The organism is Streptomyces sp. NPDC004266, assembly GCF_042874095.1.
GTDB lineage: Bacteria > Actinomycetota > Actinomycetes > Streptomycetales > Streptomycetaceae > Streptomyces.
The window spans coordinates 322,585-337,488 of the sequence record NZ_JBIAMM010000006.1; the positions used below are offsets into that span (position 1 = coordinate 322,585).

10 protein-coding genes are annotated in these 14,904 nt (G+C 70.9%); 3 read left to right on the forward strand and 7 right to left on the reverse strand.

Annotation, left to right across the window (positions count from 1 at the left end; genetic code table 11):
• Positions 1-69: 69 nt before the first annotated feature.
• Positions 70-1,320, reverse strand: coding sequence for an extracellular solute-binding protein (locus ACFYUZ_RS17565; RefSeq protein ID WP_389310052.1), 1,251 nt, complete (start codon positions 1,318-1,320; stop codon positions 70-72).
• A gap of 281 nt (positions 1,321-1,601) precedes the next feature.
• Between ACFYUZ_RS17565 and ACFYUZ_RS17570 the strand changes: the two genes are divergently transcribed.
• On the forward strand, positions 1,602-1,826 hold the full coding sequence (locus ACFYUZ_RS17570) for a dodecin (RefSeq protein ID WP_190156326.1): 225 nt from the start codon (positions 1,602-1,604) through the stop codon (positions 1,824-1,826).
• A 212-nt stretch (positions 1,827-2,038) separates the two neighbouring features.
• Here ACFYUZ_RS17570 and ACFYUZ_RS17575 read toward each other — a convergent pair whose 3' ends face one another.
• Positions 2,039-2,527 carry a hypothetical protein gene (locus ACFYUZ_RS17575; protein ID WP_389310055.1) on the reverse strand — a complete coding sequence of 163 codons (489 nt, stop codon included), beginning with the start codon at positions 2,525-2,527 and terminating at the stop codon, positions 2,039-2,041.
• A gap of 331 nt (positions 2,528-2,858) precedes the next feature.
• On the opposite strand from ACFYUZ_RS17575, the gene ACFYUZ_RS17580 reads away from it, so the two are divergent.
• Entirely contained in the window at positions 2,859-3,527 is a 669-nt protein-coding gene (locus ACFYUZ_RS17580; protein ID WP_389310058.1) for a deoxynucleoside kinase, read from the forward strand.
• 297 nt (positions 3,528-3,824) lie between these two features.
• Here the strand turns inward: ACFYUZ_RS17580 and ACFYUZ_RS17585 are convergent, their stop codons facing one another.
• From ACFYUZ_RS17585 to ACFYUZ_RS17605, 5 genes are all read right to left on the reverse strand, one after another.
• A complete protein-coding gene (locus ACFYUZ_RS17585; RefSeq protein ID WP_389310060.1) occupies positions 3,825-4,523 on the reverse strand; it encodes a transcriptional regulator in 699 nt (232 codons plus the stop codon).
• A 61-nt stretch (positions 4,524-4,584) separates the two neighbouring features.
• The gene (locus ACFYUZ_RS17590) at positions 4,585-6,009 is read right to left on the reverse strand and encodes a nucleobase:cation symporter-2 family protein (protein ID WP_389310063.1); all 1,425 of its coding nucleotides are present in this window, start codon (positions 6,007-6,009) and stop codon (positions 4,585-4,587) included.
• Between the two features lie 1,052 nt (positions 6,010-7,061).
• Positions 7,062-9,689, reverse strand: a complete 2,628-nt coding sequence (locus tag ACFYUZ_RS17595) for an RICIN domain-containing protein (protein WP_389310066.1) — start codon at positions 9,687-9,689, stop codon at positions 7,062-7,064.
• A gap of 39 nt (positions 9,690-9,728) precedes the next feature.
• A complete protein-coding gene (locus ACFYUZ_RS17600; protein WP_389310069.1) occupies positions 9,729-12,098 on the reverse strand; it encodes a non-reducing end alpha-L-arabinofuranosidase family hydrolase in 2,370 nt (789 codons plus the stop codon).
• Positions 12,099-12,497: 399 nt separating this feature from the next.
• Positions 12,498-14,078 carry a sigma-70 family RNA polymerase sigma factor gene (locus tag ACFYUZ_RS17605; protein ID WP_389310072.1) on the reverse strand — a complete coding sequence of 527 codons (1,581 nt, stop codon included), beginning with the start codon at positions 14,076-14,078 and terminating at the stop codon, positions 12,498-12,500.
• Between the two features lie 300 nt (positions 14,079-14,378).
• Between ACFYUZ_RS17605 and ACFYUZ_RS17610 the strand changes: the two genes are divergently transcribed.
• Positions 14,379-14,741, forward strand: coding sequence for a DUF1304 domain-containing protein (locus ACFYUZ_RS17610; protein WP_389310075.1), 363 nt, complete (start codon positions 14,379-14,381; stop codon positions 14,739-14,741).
• The last annotated feature ends 163 nt before the right edge of the window (positions 14,742-14,904 follow it).

The following is a 14,904-nucleotide window of genomic DNA, read 5'->3' on the forward strand; positions in this document are numbered from 1 at the left end:
TGTTTCTTCCGTCACCGGCTGGATTCGACATGACCGTCCGGGGGCTCGCGGATGTGCGAACGCTGAATGCTATTCGGCGAGGGTGTCCGTGATCGCGGTCGAGGCCTCCTTCGCCGCCTTGACGGGGTCCTCGCCCTGGAGGACGGCCGTCATGTACGGCTTGATGGGGTTGTCGGCCTCGACGTCCGCCCACTGCGGGGAGTTGGGGGTGGCCCGGCCGCGTGCGGCGCCCCTCGCCATGACGGCGGTGGCCTCCTGGCCGGCGACGACGGAGGCGAGGCTCTTCTTGTTGGGCACGTAGCCCATGGCGCGGGCGAGTTCGGTCTGCCACTTCTCGCCGGCGAGGGCCTTGACGACGTCGAGGGCGGCGCCGCGCTGGGGGGCGTTCTCCGGGATGATGAGGTCGGAGCCGCCGGTGAAGACGGCGCAGGGGCGGCCGGGCTCCTTGCCGGGTATCGGGAAGTAGCCGAGCTTGTCCTTGAGACCCGGGTCGGCCTTGAGGATGGCGGCGACGGCGCTGGGCGTGGCGATGAGCTGGGCGACGTCGCCCCTGGCGAAGACGTCGGTCTGCGGCGGGGTCTGCTCGTCGGCGTTCTTCGGGCCGGAGCCGAGGGCCTGGAGCTCCTTGTAGAAGGCCATGCCGCGCCGGGCGGCCGGGCTGTCGAGCGCGCCGGTCCACTGGCCGCCCTTGTCGACGGCGAGTTCGCCGCCCTCGTCCCAGATGAAGCCGGCGAGGGTGTACCAGTCCTGTCCGGCGAGGTAGATGCCCTGGGTGCCGTTGGTGTTGAGCTTCTCGGTGTCGTCGAGCCACTCGGCCCGGGTGGCCGGGGGCTTGTCGATGCCGGCGTCCTCGAAGAGGTCCTTGTTGTAGATGACGATGCGGTTGGCCGCGTACCAGGGGATGCCGTACTGGGCTCCGGCGATGCTGCCGGGCTCGGCGAGACCGGGCAGCCAGTCCTCGCTGCCGAGGTCGCGGACCGACTCCAGGGTGAGGTCGAAGAGCTTCTCGGTGTCGGCGTACTGGGCGACCTGGGTGTTGCCGACCTCGATGACGTCGGGGCCGCCGGAGCCCTGGATCGCCTCGGTGACCTTCTTCCCGATGCCGGTCCACTCCTGGATCGTGAACTCGAGCTCGACTCCCTTGTGCTCCTGCTCGTACGCCTCGGTGAAGCGCTTCAGGAAGTCCTCGCTGACGCTGTCCCGCATGAGCCAGACGTTCACGGTCCGCGTTCCGCCGTCGCCGCCCGGCAGCATCCCGCAGCCGGTGAGGACGAGCGCGGTGGCGGCTGCCAGGGGACAGGCGAGATGGCGGTTCTTCACGTGGGTCACCTTCTGCTCAGGCTCAGCACAGGGTCGTGCGCATGGGGGGCTGACCCGGCATGGGGGGACCGAACGGGGGCGTTCGCGCGGGTATGTGGCCTGGATTCTGGTCTGGACCAACGGGATGGTCAAGTCCTTGACGATCCCGTCGCGCACCCGGAGGGAGGATCCGCTCCCTCACCCCCGGTGGTTACTCGTGAGTCGCCCGGCCTCCGTCGTGTCGCGCGCCGACGCGCCCTGGGGCACCGTGGAGGGACCGCACCGAGAGGAGTTCGGCCCCCATGTCGAATCACACCTACCGCGTCACCGAGATCGTCGGCACCTCCACCGAAGGCGTCGACGAGGCCATCCGCAACGGCATCAACCGCGCCTCGCAGACCCTGAGGGGACTCGACTGGTTCGAGGTCACGCAGGTGCGCGGCCACATCGTCGACGGCGCGATCGAGCACTACCAGGTCGGGCTGAAGGTCGGCTTCCGCCTGGAGGACGGGGAGACCCTGTCCTGACCTCCGCCCGGTCGGGCCGAGGACACGTCCGTCCTGACCTCCACCCGGGCGGGCCGGGGACGCGCCCGTCCTGACCTCCGCACGGCCGGGTCCAGGGCGTGTCGTCCTGACCTCCACCCGGTCGGGCCCCGGCCCGGGCCCGACCGGGTCCGGGCCGGCGCGCTCCGCCCCCGGCCGGCTCCGCCCGGGCCTGACCCCGTGTGCGGGCGCCCTCAGGTGCGGCCCTCCTCCTCCTGAGCCTCCCTCAGCGCCTCGGAGGGCTCCGCCCAGCGGGCCCGTACGACACGGAAGCCCGCCGCCTCCGCCGCGTCGCACACCGCCAGGTCGTCGTCGACCAGCACCCTGACCGTGCGGTCGGCGGCGAGACGGCGCAGGATCTCCACCTTGGTCACCCTGGCCGGCCGGAAGTCGCGGTTGCGCCGCATGTGGACGGCCCCCTCCGGCAGGCCCTGTCCGGCCAGCCACTCCACGGTCGCGCGACGGCAGCGCTCGGGCCGGCCGGTGAGGTAGACCACCTCGCACTCCTCGGCCGCCTCGCGGCACAGCGCGACGCCCTCCTCCAGCGGCGGATCGTCGGGCGCCGCCGCGAAGAAGCCGTCCCAGTCCTTGGGCCTGCGCTCCAGGAAGTGCTGGCGGTGCGCGGTCGCGGCGAGGGTGTTGTCGAGGTCGAAGACGGCCAGGGGCCTGTTGTCCGATGTCACGGGCCCCAGCGTAGGAGCCGCATGACGGGGGGCGCCCCGGGATCGCGCGCGGGGCGGCCGGGCCGGAGGGCACGGCGGGGCGGGGCGCCGCGCCGGGACCCCGCCGAGCCGCCGGTCCCGCAGGACCGGGCGGCCCGGGTCGGATCGTCACCTAAGATTCAAGGCGGCCGAGGCGAGCGGTCCGGCTCAGAGCAAGCTTCAGGGCCGGACGGTCCTCATGATGTCGATCACGAGAATCCCGGGAATCGCGGGACCACCGGCGTGCGTCTCAGTGGTGCGGGAGGCCCCGCTCCCCGCCCACGAGAAGAAGAGCCCCAGGGAGAAGTGAGGTATGTCGGTGATCTGCGTCGGAGGCATGATCGGGATCGGCAAGACCAGTGTCGCCGAACTGCTCGCCAAGGAGCTGGGCAGCGAAGTCTTCTACGAGAGCGTGGACGACAACCCGATCCTTCCGCTCTTCTACTCGGCGAGCCCCGAGGAGATCCAGGCGAAGCGCTACCCCTTCCTGCTCCAGCTCTACTTCCTGCAGACGCGGTTCGCCGCGATCAAGGAGGCGTACAAGCAGGGCGACAACGTGCTCGACCGCTCGATCTACGAGGACTGGTACTTCGCCAAGGTCAATCACGACCTGGGCCGGATCAGCTCCCTCGAGATGCGGGTGTACGAGGGGCTGCTCGACGAGATGATGCGCGAGATCGACGGCCTGCCGTACCGCAAGGCACCCGACCTCATGGTCTACCTCAAGGCGGACTTCGAGACGGTGCTGCACCGCATCGGGCTGCGGGGGCGCGACTTCGAGCAGGACGAGGGCCTCGTCGAGTACTACCGGACGCTGTGGTCCGGCTACGACGACTGGGTGCACAAGCACTACTCGGCCAGCGAGGTCCTCGTCATCGACATGAGCAGCACGGACGTGGTGAACAACCCCGACGACGCGGACCGCGTGGCGCGCGAGGTCAAGGACGCCCTGGTGGCGGCCGGACGTCGTGCCCGAGCCTGAGCTCGCGGTGTCGCCTTGCGTGGGCAGAGGGTGAGACCGGGGACGCGAGGAAGGCCGGCAGGCGGACAGAGCCGGTGGTCGTCGCCGACGACGGACCCTCGCCGTCCCCCTTGAGCCGGGGGACGCGCCGCTTCAGCCTCCCGAGCCACCCCGAATCCGCCGGGGTGTGGGTGTCGCCCGGGACGACCGCTTCACCGGCACGGCGGACGCCCGGAACACGAGGGAGGTCGGCGCGGCGCGGGTGGTCCTCTTCCCGTGGGGCCCCTGATCGCACCCCGCCCCGCGCGGATCGTGACCTCAGGTCGAGGAGTCATGGGCGACGAGGTGGAGGAAACGGTCCGACAGAGCGTGCAGCCACTCGGTCCGTTCCGTGGCGATCTCCTTCAGTCGTGCGCTGTCGCTGCGGGCTACGAGATGGCCCATGTAGCGCTCGTTGAAGCGGGCGTACTCCTGGTGCAGGGTGCGCAGCGCCCGCGCCACCGTGCGCTCAGGTGCGCCGACGAGCCGCGCGAGCGGGGTGGCGTGTTGCTTCCACCGGCCTTCGACGGCCTGGCGGAGCCGACCGTCGAGGTCGCCGGCCCGCCCGATGGCCCCCAGCAGTTCGCCCGGTTCGACACCCAGGGCGTCCGCGAGCAGCAGGGCCTGCCGGTCGGTTCCGCTCCAGTGGTGGTCGCTCTCGGCGCGGGCGTATTCGTGCACGTCCATGCCGATGCGCAGGGCCAGCCGCTCGGCGCTGAACTGCCGGGCCAGGCGATGCTCGCGAAGAGATCTCGGCTTCCGGTCCATGAGCACCGGCACGGGGCACCACAGCGCGCTGGCCAGCGCGAAGAGTTCGGCCTCCGAAGGCGCCATCGCCCCCGACTCCCAGGACACGAGGGCCTCCACCGAGCGGTACAGCCCCAACTGCGCCATGCCGGCGACGACCTGTTCATGTGTCAGGCCGATACGGAAACGGGCGGCCCGGGCCTGGGCGGGAGAGAACGGAGGGGTGGGCATGTGCAGATCACCTCGGTGAGCGGCTCCGCGGAACGCCGGGCTCGACGGAGCGGGAAGGGGGTCAGCGGGCCGTGGCGGTCTGCGTACCCGTCCCGTCGTCGTACGCGGCGAGGCCGTCCCAGTCGATGTCCTCCCGGTTCCCACGACTCTCGAAGACGTGGAAGAACAGGTTCAACAGGACCGCCGTCAGCGTGCCGAGCGTGATGCCGCTGCCCAGGACGGCCCGCACCTCGGTCGGCATGCGCTCGAAGAAGGGCGCGACGGCCGTCGGGAGCATCGCGGTGCCGAGACTGACGGCCAGGATGACGGCGTTGCGTTCCTCCCGCAGGTCGACCTTGCCGAGGATCTGGATGCCGACGGTGGCGACCATGCCGAACATCGCGACGGCCGCCGCGCCGAGCACGGGGTGGGGGACGGAGGCCACCAGGGCTCCGGCCTTCGGCACCAGGCCGAGAAGGATCATGAAGGCGCCGGCCGCGACGACGACGAACCGGCTGGTGACGCGGGAGATGCGCACCAGACCGATGTTCTCCGCGAACGCCACGTACGGGAAGGAGTTGAGCACCCCGCCCAGCACGGTGGCGACGCCGTCGGCGCGCAGCGCGCGGCTGACCGTGTCACCGTCGACCCTCCGTCCGGTGATCTCGCCCATGGCGTACACGTCCCCCGTGGTCTCCACCATGGTGATGAGCATGACGACGACCATCGCCAGCATGGGGAAGACCGAGAAGTGCGGCAGACCGTAGTGGAAGGGGGTGCTGACGCCGAGCCAGTCCGCCTGGTCGACCGCCCCGAGGTCGGCGTCGCCGAGCAGCCAGGCGACGGCGGTTCCTCCCACCAGTCCGAGCAGGATCGCGACGCTGCGCAGGGGCGGACCGCCGAACCGCATCACCAGCAGGATGAACAAGAGGGTTCCACCCGCGTACGCGAGGTTGACCGGGTCCCCGTAGTGGGGCCCGTCCATGAGCGCCGAGCCGCCGCCGACGTCCTGGAGCGCCACCGGGATGAGGACGACGCCGATGACCGTGAGGAGGGTGCCGGTGACGATCGGGGGGAAGTACGTGGTCAGCCGCCCGGCGAAAGGGGCGAAGAGGAAGGCCGCGACTCCACCCGTGATCACGGCGCCGTACACCACGAGGAGGCCCGCGGTGCCACCGCCCGCGCCCTGTCCGATGGCGATCATGGGCGAGACCGCGGTGAAGGTCGCGCCCTGAACGAGCGGTAGCCGGGCCCCGATCCGCCAGAAGCCCCACGCCTGGATGATGGTGGCGATCCCGGCAGTGACCAGGTCGGCGTTGATGAGGTAGACGAGCTCCTGCCCGGAAAGGCCGAGGCTGCTGCCGAGGATCACCGGTACGAGCACCGCACCGGCGTAGAAGGCCAGGACGTGCTGGAATCCGTAGAGCGCGAGGGTGGGGAGTGGAAGTACCTCGTCCACCGGGTGCGGGGTGGTGAGGGATCGTCGGCGCGAGGCCTGTGGTGCCATCTCTGCCTTGCCTTGAGGGTAGGTGAATGAGAGGGAGCGCGACGCCGGGTCGCGCGGAGAGCCTCGAAGGAGGGGTCCGGGCGGCCGCGCGGATCAGGCGGTTCACCGGCTGGCGGCACGGGGTCACCGGCGCGGCCAGGCGTCCAGACGTGGAGGCGTGAGGGAGCCGGGGCGAAGGGCCCGGTCCAGGCACAGATCCTTGCGGACAGACAGGCCGTCACGCAAGGTAGCAGCCATGGTTTTTTAAGCAAAACCCCTCGGTAACTTATGATTCCATGGACATCGACCGCATCAAGTACGGATTTCGTTGCCCCTCGCCAGCCCAAGAAGGGCGCGCACCCCTCAGTCGCAGCACCCCCGTGCACGCACCCTCGACGAGGATGTCGTACCGCCCGCCCCCTCTCGGCCCCGGCTGTTCCACCGAAGCCGAAGCCGAAGACGCGCACGCGCGTCCGATCCACTCCCGAGGGAGACGATCGGGTGGCGGTCGGCGGCCCGGACCGTATCGGACGGCTGCTCCGGGCCTCGCCGTCTCTGCCTGGCTCGGCTCGGCTCGGCCTACGGCCTGACCGGCACGACACCGCCCTCTCCGAGATCCGCCGTCTCGGCGAGCAGGCCGTGGCCGCCCTCAAGGGGTGGCGCATCCGGTCGAGGTGGTCCGTCCCGGGCCGACGACGTCGCCTCCAGGTGGATGCTCTCCCGACTGCGGGGCGAGCCCGTCCCCCAGGCTCTCGCACCGTCCTCAGCACCTCGGCCAGGGGGACGGGCTCGGGGTCGCGTTCCGAGAGGCAGCTCCGGCTGCGTCGGACGAGTGGTGTTCAGGCGGGTCGGGCGGGGGCCCGGAGTCCGACCTCGTACCCGCCCTGTGGGGTGGGTACGGCGGTGAGCGTTCCGTGGCGTGCGCAAGGACGACGCGCCGTCTGCGAATCCCGGCCGCTCCACAGCGGAAAGCCGCCCTCCCACCGCGATGTCTCATCGGCCGGGAAGGGCGGCTTCCCTCGCTGATGTCACGTCAGCTCAGGCGCACACGTGCGTCCGCTCAGGCGTCGGGGTCAGGACGGGTCGCCGTACTGGAGGCCGCGTCCGTTGGTGCCGACGTACACGCGGCCGAAGGTGTCGGGGTCGCCGGTGACGACGCCGACCCCGCCGATGCCGCCCCACTGGTGGGCGTCGTCGTTGACGCGGAGCCAGGTGGCGCCCTTGTCGGTGGAGCGGAATACCCCGGTGACATCCTTGACGGTGCCGATCAGGTACAGGGCCTGGTAGGAGGCGCCGGGTGCGGCCTTGCCGAAGCCGAGGGCGGAGGCGGAGTTCACCGTGGTGAGCCGGGTGAAGGTGCGGCCGCCGTCGGTGGAGTGCAGCAGCCCCTGGCCACCGCCGGCGATCCACAGGTCCCCCTCGACACCGGGGACGGCCGTGAGCCGGCCGTCGGCGGGAAGGCCGGTGGCCCGGGCGGTGAAGGTCGCGCCGCCGTCGGTGCTGGCGTGGAGCGTGCCGCCGGCCAGTGAGTAGAAGGTCCTGGCCGAGGAGCGATCGGCGACGACCACGGCGTCGGTGCCCAGGCCGCCGGCCTTCGACCAGCTCGCCCCCCTGTCGGTCGAGCGGTACGGGACCTGACCGGCCTCGGTCCAGACGATGGTCGAGCCGTCCGCCGAAAGCGCGACACGGCCGTCCTGGGCGCCGGCCACCGGTTCTGCCTTGAAACCGTTCCAGCTGGCGCCGCCGTCGGTGGAGTAGGCGCCGTCCTGCGCGCCGCCACGGCCGACGCGGACCATCACCGAAGGGGCGGACTGCGCGAAATCGATGTCGGTGCTGTTGGTCATCATCGGGTTGTTCAGCCGCCCGGCAGGCACCTTGGTCAGGTCGTCGTGGCGGAAACCGCCCTGGTCGCCCATGGCGGTGATGACGGTGGCACCACCGGGCGGGGCGATCGCGTCCATCAGCGCGGTCTCCTCGAGGCCCCGCGCCCCCGCGGTCCAGTGGCTGGTGCCGCCGCTGTCGGTGGCGTCGGCGTCCTTGCTGCGCCAGATGCCGTTGCCGGTGCCGTACAGCACATGTCCGGAGTCGAAGGGGTCGAGGGCCAGGGCGGTCATCCAGTGCCCGCTGTGGGTGCCGACGTAGGGAGCGGCGGAGGCGTTCCGCACCGACTTGTCCGCCAGTGCCTTCCAGGTCGTGCCGCCGTCGGTGGTGCGGTAGACCTCGTCCTCGGGCCACCAGCGGTCGAGGGTGGTGACCATCACCGTGGACGGCCGGCGCGGGTCGACGGCCAGGCCGGAGAACCCGTAGCCGCCCTGGGACGGGGAGACGTTCTTCCACGTTCCGCCAGCCGGTGCGTACTTCCAGACCGATCCCGCCGTCACGCCGTTGGGTCCGAGGACGTCGGTGTACGTCAGGTACAGCGAGCCGTCACCGGAGAGCACGCCGTGCTGTGGCAACTGGCCCGTGGGCTGCCCGGGGACCGCCTGCCAGGTGCCGCCGCCGTCGGTGGAGCGGTACAGGGAGGTGGACTTGTCGGCGACGCCGACGTAGACCGTGCTGCTGCCTGCCGGGCCGTACGTCACGAAGGAGATGCCGCCACCGCTGCTCGCCCCGTCCTTGACGGGGAACGAGGAGACCTGCCGCCACGTCGCACCGCTGTCCGTGCTGCGCCACAGGCCGTTCTTGCGGGTGCCCAGCAACAGGGTGCGGTTGTCCGAGGGGTCGATCACGAGCCGTTCGCCCGCCCCGCGGCCGTCCTCGTTGCCGCCCAGCTTGAACGGCAGGTCGGTGCGCTGGAAGGTGCGGCCCCGGTCGGTGGAGCGCAGGATCGCGCCGTTGCCGGCCCAGTCGTTGGTGTAGGTGCCCGTCGCGAGGTAGAGCCGGTCGGGGTCGACGGGATCGGTGGCCAGCGCGTCGATGCCCAGCAGGTTCCAGTCCTTCTCGCCGAGCCAGTCGGTCAGCGGGATCCACTGCTCGGCCGCGGCGTCCCAGCGGTAGGCGCCGCCCATGTCGGTACGCGCGTACAGCAGCCCCCTCTCCCGGGGGTTGAACACCAGGCCGGTGACGTAACCCCCGCCCACCACTTGGGCGTTCTTCCACGCGTACGGTCCGGTCCCGGTGGCCGGGGCCCCGGCCGTCTTCACCAGCTTCCACTGCTGGTTGGTGCTGCCGTGGCCGCCGTACTGGATGACCGCCGCGCCGTCGGCCGTGGAGCCTCCGGAGACGTCCAGGACCTGGCCGCTCCTGCGGGAGGTGAAGGTGACGGCGTCGGAACCGCTCACCTCGTCGATCCGCCACTCCTGGGAGGCGGAGGAGCTGTCGGTCTGCTGCTCGGCGGCAGCCGCCTGCGCGGTCGAACCGCCCGCTATGCCGAGCACTTTGCCGCTGTTGCGGTTCACCAGCTCGTAGTAGCCGTCGCCGGTGGACCGCAGCCGCCACTGCTGGTTGGCCGTGTTCTGATCGGTCCACTGCTGGATGCGGGTGCCGTCGGCAATGGAGAAGGCGTTGACGTCCAGCACCTTGCCGCTGCGCACCGAGACCAGCTTGTAGTAGGCACTGTCGTCGACCGTCGCGGCCTGCGAGTCGTCCTGCACGAACAGGAGGTACGGCACGACGGTGGCGGGCACACCGAGCAGCAGAACGGTGGCGGTCCTGCGACGGCGGTGACGTCCGCGGCGTCCGGCGTTGATGGGGTTGTTCATGGGGGGTGTTTCTCCTTGTGCGGCCGTGGATCGGGCAGGTCAGCGCTGCAGGGTGAGGACGCCCGGCCGGTAGGGCAGTTGGTCGTAGGGTCCGCCCGCGGTGGGGGACTTGCCCTGGTACAGGAACTGCAGGTTGCAGGGGTCGATGGTCATGGTCTGGTCGGGGTCGGTGCGGATCAGGTCACCGTGGCTGATGTCGTCGGTCCAGGTGGCGCCGCTGTTGGCCTTGCCCGCGAAGGGCCTGCTTTCGCTGCCGGCCTGCGGGGTCCACGCACCGCTCAGGCTGGAGGCCGTGAACGAGCGGAAGTAGCGCCGCTCGTTGGCGCCCCGGGCCTCGACGATCATGAGGTACTGGTTCTGGCCCTGGACCTTGTAGACCTGCGGCGCCTCGAAGAGGTTCTTCGCCGTGTCGCTCATGACCGTCGTGTACGACGAGCCGAAGTTGCCCGGGAAGTTCCCGATCGGCATGCTCGCCCGGTAGATCCTGCCGTTGTCACCGGCGAAGAAGAGGTACATGTTCCGGTCGTCGGCGATCAGGGTCTGGTCGATCGGGCCGGTGCCGGATTCGGTGCGGGGGATGCTGCCGGTGAAGAGCGGCCGCGGCGCGGACCAGCTGTGGGGGTCGGCGGGATCGCTGGACGTGCGGTAGCTGAAGGGGGACGCACCCCACTGGTACGCGAGGACCCAGATCTTCTTGGGCGCGAAGTAGAACAGTGTGGGCGCCACCGCGTTCTGGCTCATCCTGGTCTGGCCGGCCGACGCCATGTCCGACCAGTTCGTGAAGGGGCTGAACGCCATCGAGCCGTACGAGGTCCCCGACGCGCTCGACGCGTAGACCAGGTGCTTGCCGCCCAGCACCACGTGGGTGAAGCCCTTCACCGCGGCCCATCCGTTCGACGGCTGTGCGAGGGGACCCGTGGAGCTCCACTCGTACGTCGTCGGGAGATCACACGTGCCGCTGCCCGTCCCGGACGGGGCGGTCCAGGTCCACTTCTGGTTGCCGACGGAGGCGCAGGCGTACAGCTGGATCCTGGTGCCGTTCGCGGTGGCGGCGCCGACGGCGTCGAGGCACAGACCGGACTGGATGCCGGTGATCGTGCCGTCGGTGTTGATGTTCCACTGCTGGTTGGCGCCGCCGTTGCAGTCCCAGACGACCACCGGGGTGCCGTTGGCGGTGCCCTTGCCCTTGGCGTCCAGGCACTTGTCGTCGTGGACCTTCAGCTGCTTGGCGGCGGTGTAGGTCCAGCGCTGGCCGGCTCGTCCGCCGCAGTCCCACAGTTGCGCCTGGGCGCCGTTGGCGGTGGCGGAGCCGGGGATGTCGACACAGCGGCCGGAGGCCAGGCCCTTGATCTTCCCGGTGCCGTCGGTCGGCTCGGCCGGGGTGGTACCGGGTCCGGACTTGAGGGCGTTCATGACGGCGGTGTACGCGGGCTTGGGCTTGCCGTCGCCGTCGAACAGCAGGGGGTTCTCGCCGCTGCGCCAGGAGTCGCCGTCACGGACGCCCCACACCGTGACGCCGGTGCACCGGGCCACGGACAGACAGGCGCTGACCGCGTTCGCGTAGTGGGTGGGTGATGCCTGGGCGATGTCCAGCTCGGTGATCTGGACGTCGACGCCCAGGGCGGCGAAGCCGGCCAAGGTGGTCCTGAAGGACGCCGGCGGGCCGCCCGCTCCGAAGTGGCTCTGGAACCCGACGCAGTCGATCGGCACGCCGCGGGACTTGAAGTCCTTGACCATGCGGTAGACGCCCTGGGTCTTGGCGTCCGACCAGTTCTCGATGTTGTAGTCGTTGTAGCAGAGCTTGGCCGAGGGGTCGGCCGCGCGGGCGGTGCGGAACGCCTCCTCGATGAAGCCGTCGCCCAGCACCGTCTGGAAGACCGAGCCGCGGAGCCGGCCGCTGCCGCCGTCGGCGAACGCCTCGTTGACCACGTCCCAGGCGTAGATCTTGCCCTTGTAGTGGGCCATCTCGGTGGTGATGTGGTCGTTCATCACGCTGCGCAGCGTTTTCGCGTCCCGGATGGAGCCGACCCAGGAGGGGAGCTGCGAGTGCCAGACCGTGGTGTGGCCGCGCAGTCGCTGGCCGCGTGCCAGGGCACGATCGACGATCCGGTCCGCGGGGCCGAAGTTGAAATTGCCGCGGGACGGTTCGACGGCGTCCCACTTCATCTCGTTCTCCGGGGTGATCATGGTGAACTCCCGGTCCGCGATCGCGGTGTACGCGGAGTCCCCGAGCCTGCCGGCGGCCACGGCCGTGCCGAAGTACCTGCCCGAGGGGCCGGCCTGGGTCCCCAGGCCGGCGGCTCCGGCGGAGCCGGGGAGGAGCGTCACGACGCCGGCCACCAGCGCCGTGGCCGACAGGCCTATCGCCCATGTCCGGCGACGCCGGCGGAGCCGGTGCAGGCCCTTCACGATTCTCCTCGGGAGTCCTGCGCACCGGTCGCCCGGAATTCATGGATGTGCTGCGTCATGGGAGGAACCTTCTTCAGGGGATACGTCAGTCGGGGAAGTCGCCTGCCGCGCCGGCACGTCATGGCGGGCAGCAGGAAGGACGCCCCTGAAGAGGAGGCTTCCGAGCGCGCGGGCTCGTAACGGAAAAGTCGCGCCGCCCGCAGAATCGCCCGGTGATGCATCTCGCAGGCAGAAAGCGTTATGCCGAGCGCCGCGGTCCGGCCGCGCCCGCGAAGAGGGCACGGCCGGACTCATCCACGGTGAACGCCGGTCACGGCATGGTGCGGGAGCCGGCCGGAGCGTTCGGGAGGATCACCGGCTGTCCCGCTCACGCGGCCGGATCGCCCGAGGGGCGGGTGCTCAGGCCCACGCCCTGCGCACGACGAAGGAAGCCTGGCCCGCGAAGGCCCGAGTGCCGTCGGAACCGTCGAGCCAGACGCCACCGTCTCGGTGGCGGAGGACCGACCCGGGATAGTTGTGCGCGTGCAGGGTCACCGACCCGGCGACCGTCCCGGGGCGCGGACAGAAGGTGGCGTCCTCACGGAACAGCTCGCTGCCGTCGTCGGGGCTCAGCCGTAGCCGCAGGTACTGATGGCGAAGATACCGGCCGTCCGCCGCGCGGAAGGTGACGCACCGTGAGTCGGCCAGCCCCCCGAGGACCGTGAGGGTGACCCGTCGCCGTCCCTGCGCGCTGCTGGACGCGGAGACTCGGCCGAGCATCGCGAAGTCGTCGGCGTACGTGACGAACAGGCCGGGTCGGTCCACGGACTCCAGCGACTGTGCACCCAGGGGAACGGTGCCCGCGACGGCGGACGGACCCGCCGGAGACGGGCTCACCGGAGACGGGCTCACCGGAGACGGTTCGGCCGACGTGGTGGTGCGCGACGGGATCGGCGTGGGAATGCCGACCGCAGGGGCGGCGACGACGCCGGGCTCCCGGGGCGCCGGTTCGGGCCAGGTCGCGTAGGTGGCGGTCCCGGCGATGAGCACCGCGCCGGTGGCGAGGCTCACCAGCGGATGAGCGGTCACCGCCTGGAGTTTGCCGATCAGCGCGCCGTGCAGACCGCCTCCCCCCGCCGCCGTGCCGACGGCGACGTGTGCCGTGGCCAGCCCGGCGGCGCCGGCGGCCGTACCGGACAGCAGGCCCTTGGCGGCCAGCGCGGCGATGAGTCCGGCCGGGACGGCCAGCGTCGTGAGGCTGAGGGGCAGCAGTTCGGCCGGAACCCGTTCCGTCGTCGTCGCCCTGCAGACCGGGCAGTCACGGGTGTGCCGCGCCATCCGCTTGCGCCACACCGACGCAGGGTGACCGTCCCAGCCGGCGACGGTCTCGTCCAACTGCGGACAGCGCGGGGCGGCCTCGAGCGCGGCGACGATCGTCCGGCACAGCTCCAGCTGCTCACGCATGCGCTGCAGGCGCACTCCGACGTGGGCGACCGTGAGCCCCGTCGCGGCGGCGATGTCGTCGCGGCTCAGCAAGCCGGCGCATTCCTGCCACCACAGCGACAGCAGCATGCGATGGTCCGGGTCGAGCCACCGGCCGGCTTCGACGACCCGACGGCGCTCGTCCGACACGTGCAGCCGCAGGATCGTCACGTCCACGGGCTCGGCGCCGACGTCCGGTATCTGGTGTGCCTCGTCGAGGACCGTGGTCCGGTCGGCGAAGACGTGTTGCCGGTGCCAGTGGGTGTTGATCTGGCGGAGCGTGATCGACACCAGCCAGGACCGGAAGCTCTCCGGGGCACGCAGGGAGGGCAGGTCGCGCACCACGCGCAGCAGGGTTTCCTGGACGACGTCGTCGACGTCGGCGTGTCCGCTCAGCGCGCGCCCGACGATGTTGTAGACCAACGGCAGGTACGCGGCGATCAGCTCCTCGCGCGCCCGATCGTCACCGGCCTGCGCCGCGACGACCAGTTTCGCGTGGTCCGCATCCATGAGCCCCATGCCCACCTTCTTCAGGGGAGTGATCCGCCGAGTCGGCGGCGGCATACCTTAGCCTCGGCGAAGCTACACGGCCAAAGCCCGTGTCTCGGGTGGACGGAGCGGGCCGTGCCGACTCGGAGGGCCCGGTGCCGCGGGTGCGTTCATCGGCCTCTCCCCCTCCCCCTCCCCTGCAGACGGTCCACGCCGGTGCCGGCCGGGGCAGGAGGGGACCCGGCCCCGGGAGTGATCGGGCGGGACGCCACGCGTCGGTGTGAGGGGCGGGCGAGCGGGGCGCGGGTGCCGTGTGTGAGTCTGGTGTCCATGTCGATCATCGCAACCGTCGTGGTGCTGCTCATCGCCGTGCTCCACGTCTACATCCTGGTCCTGGAGATGTTCTTGTGGACCGGTCCGCGGGCCCGGGCCGCGTTCGGGACCAGTGCCGCGTTCGCCTCCGAGACGAAGGCGCTCGCCGCCAATCAAGGGCTGTACAACGGCTTCCTCGCCGCCGGGCTGGTGTGGGGCGCGGTGGCCTCCGACCCCGTGGGCTTCCAGGCGAAGGTCTTTTTCCTGGTGTGCGTGGCCGTGGCCGGTGCGTACGGTGCCGCCACGGCCAGCCGGAAGATCCTCTTCGTACAGACCGTTCCGGCGCTGATCGGTCTGGCCCTGGTGCTGGCCGCCCGCTGAGCGATGCCGGCGAACCGACCGGGGCTGACGGACCGCAGGGAAGAGCGCTGCTCCACTGGCCGCCCTTCCGAGGGACCGTGACCAGACCCCGGTTCTGCGGTACGTGGCGCGTGGTCTTGTTTCGCCGGAGCGCAAGGAGATTCGACGGCTCCACCCGGCACGA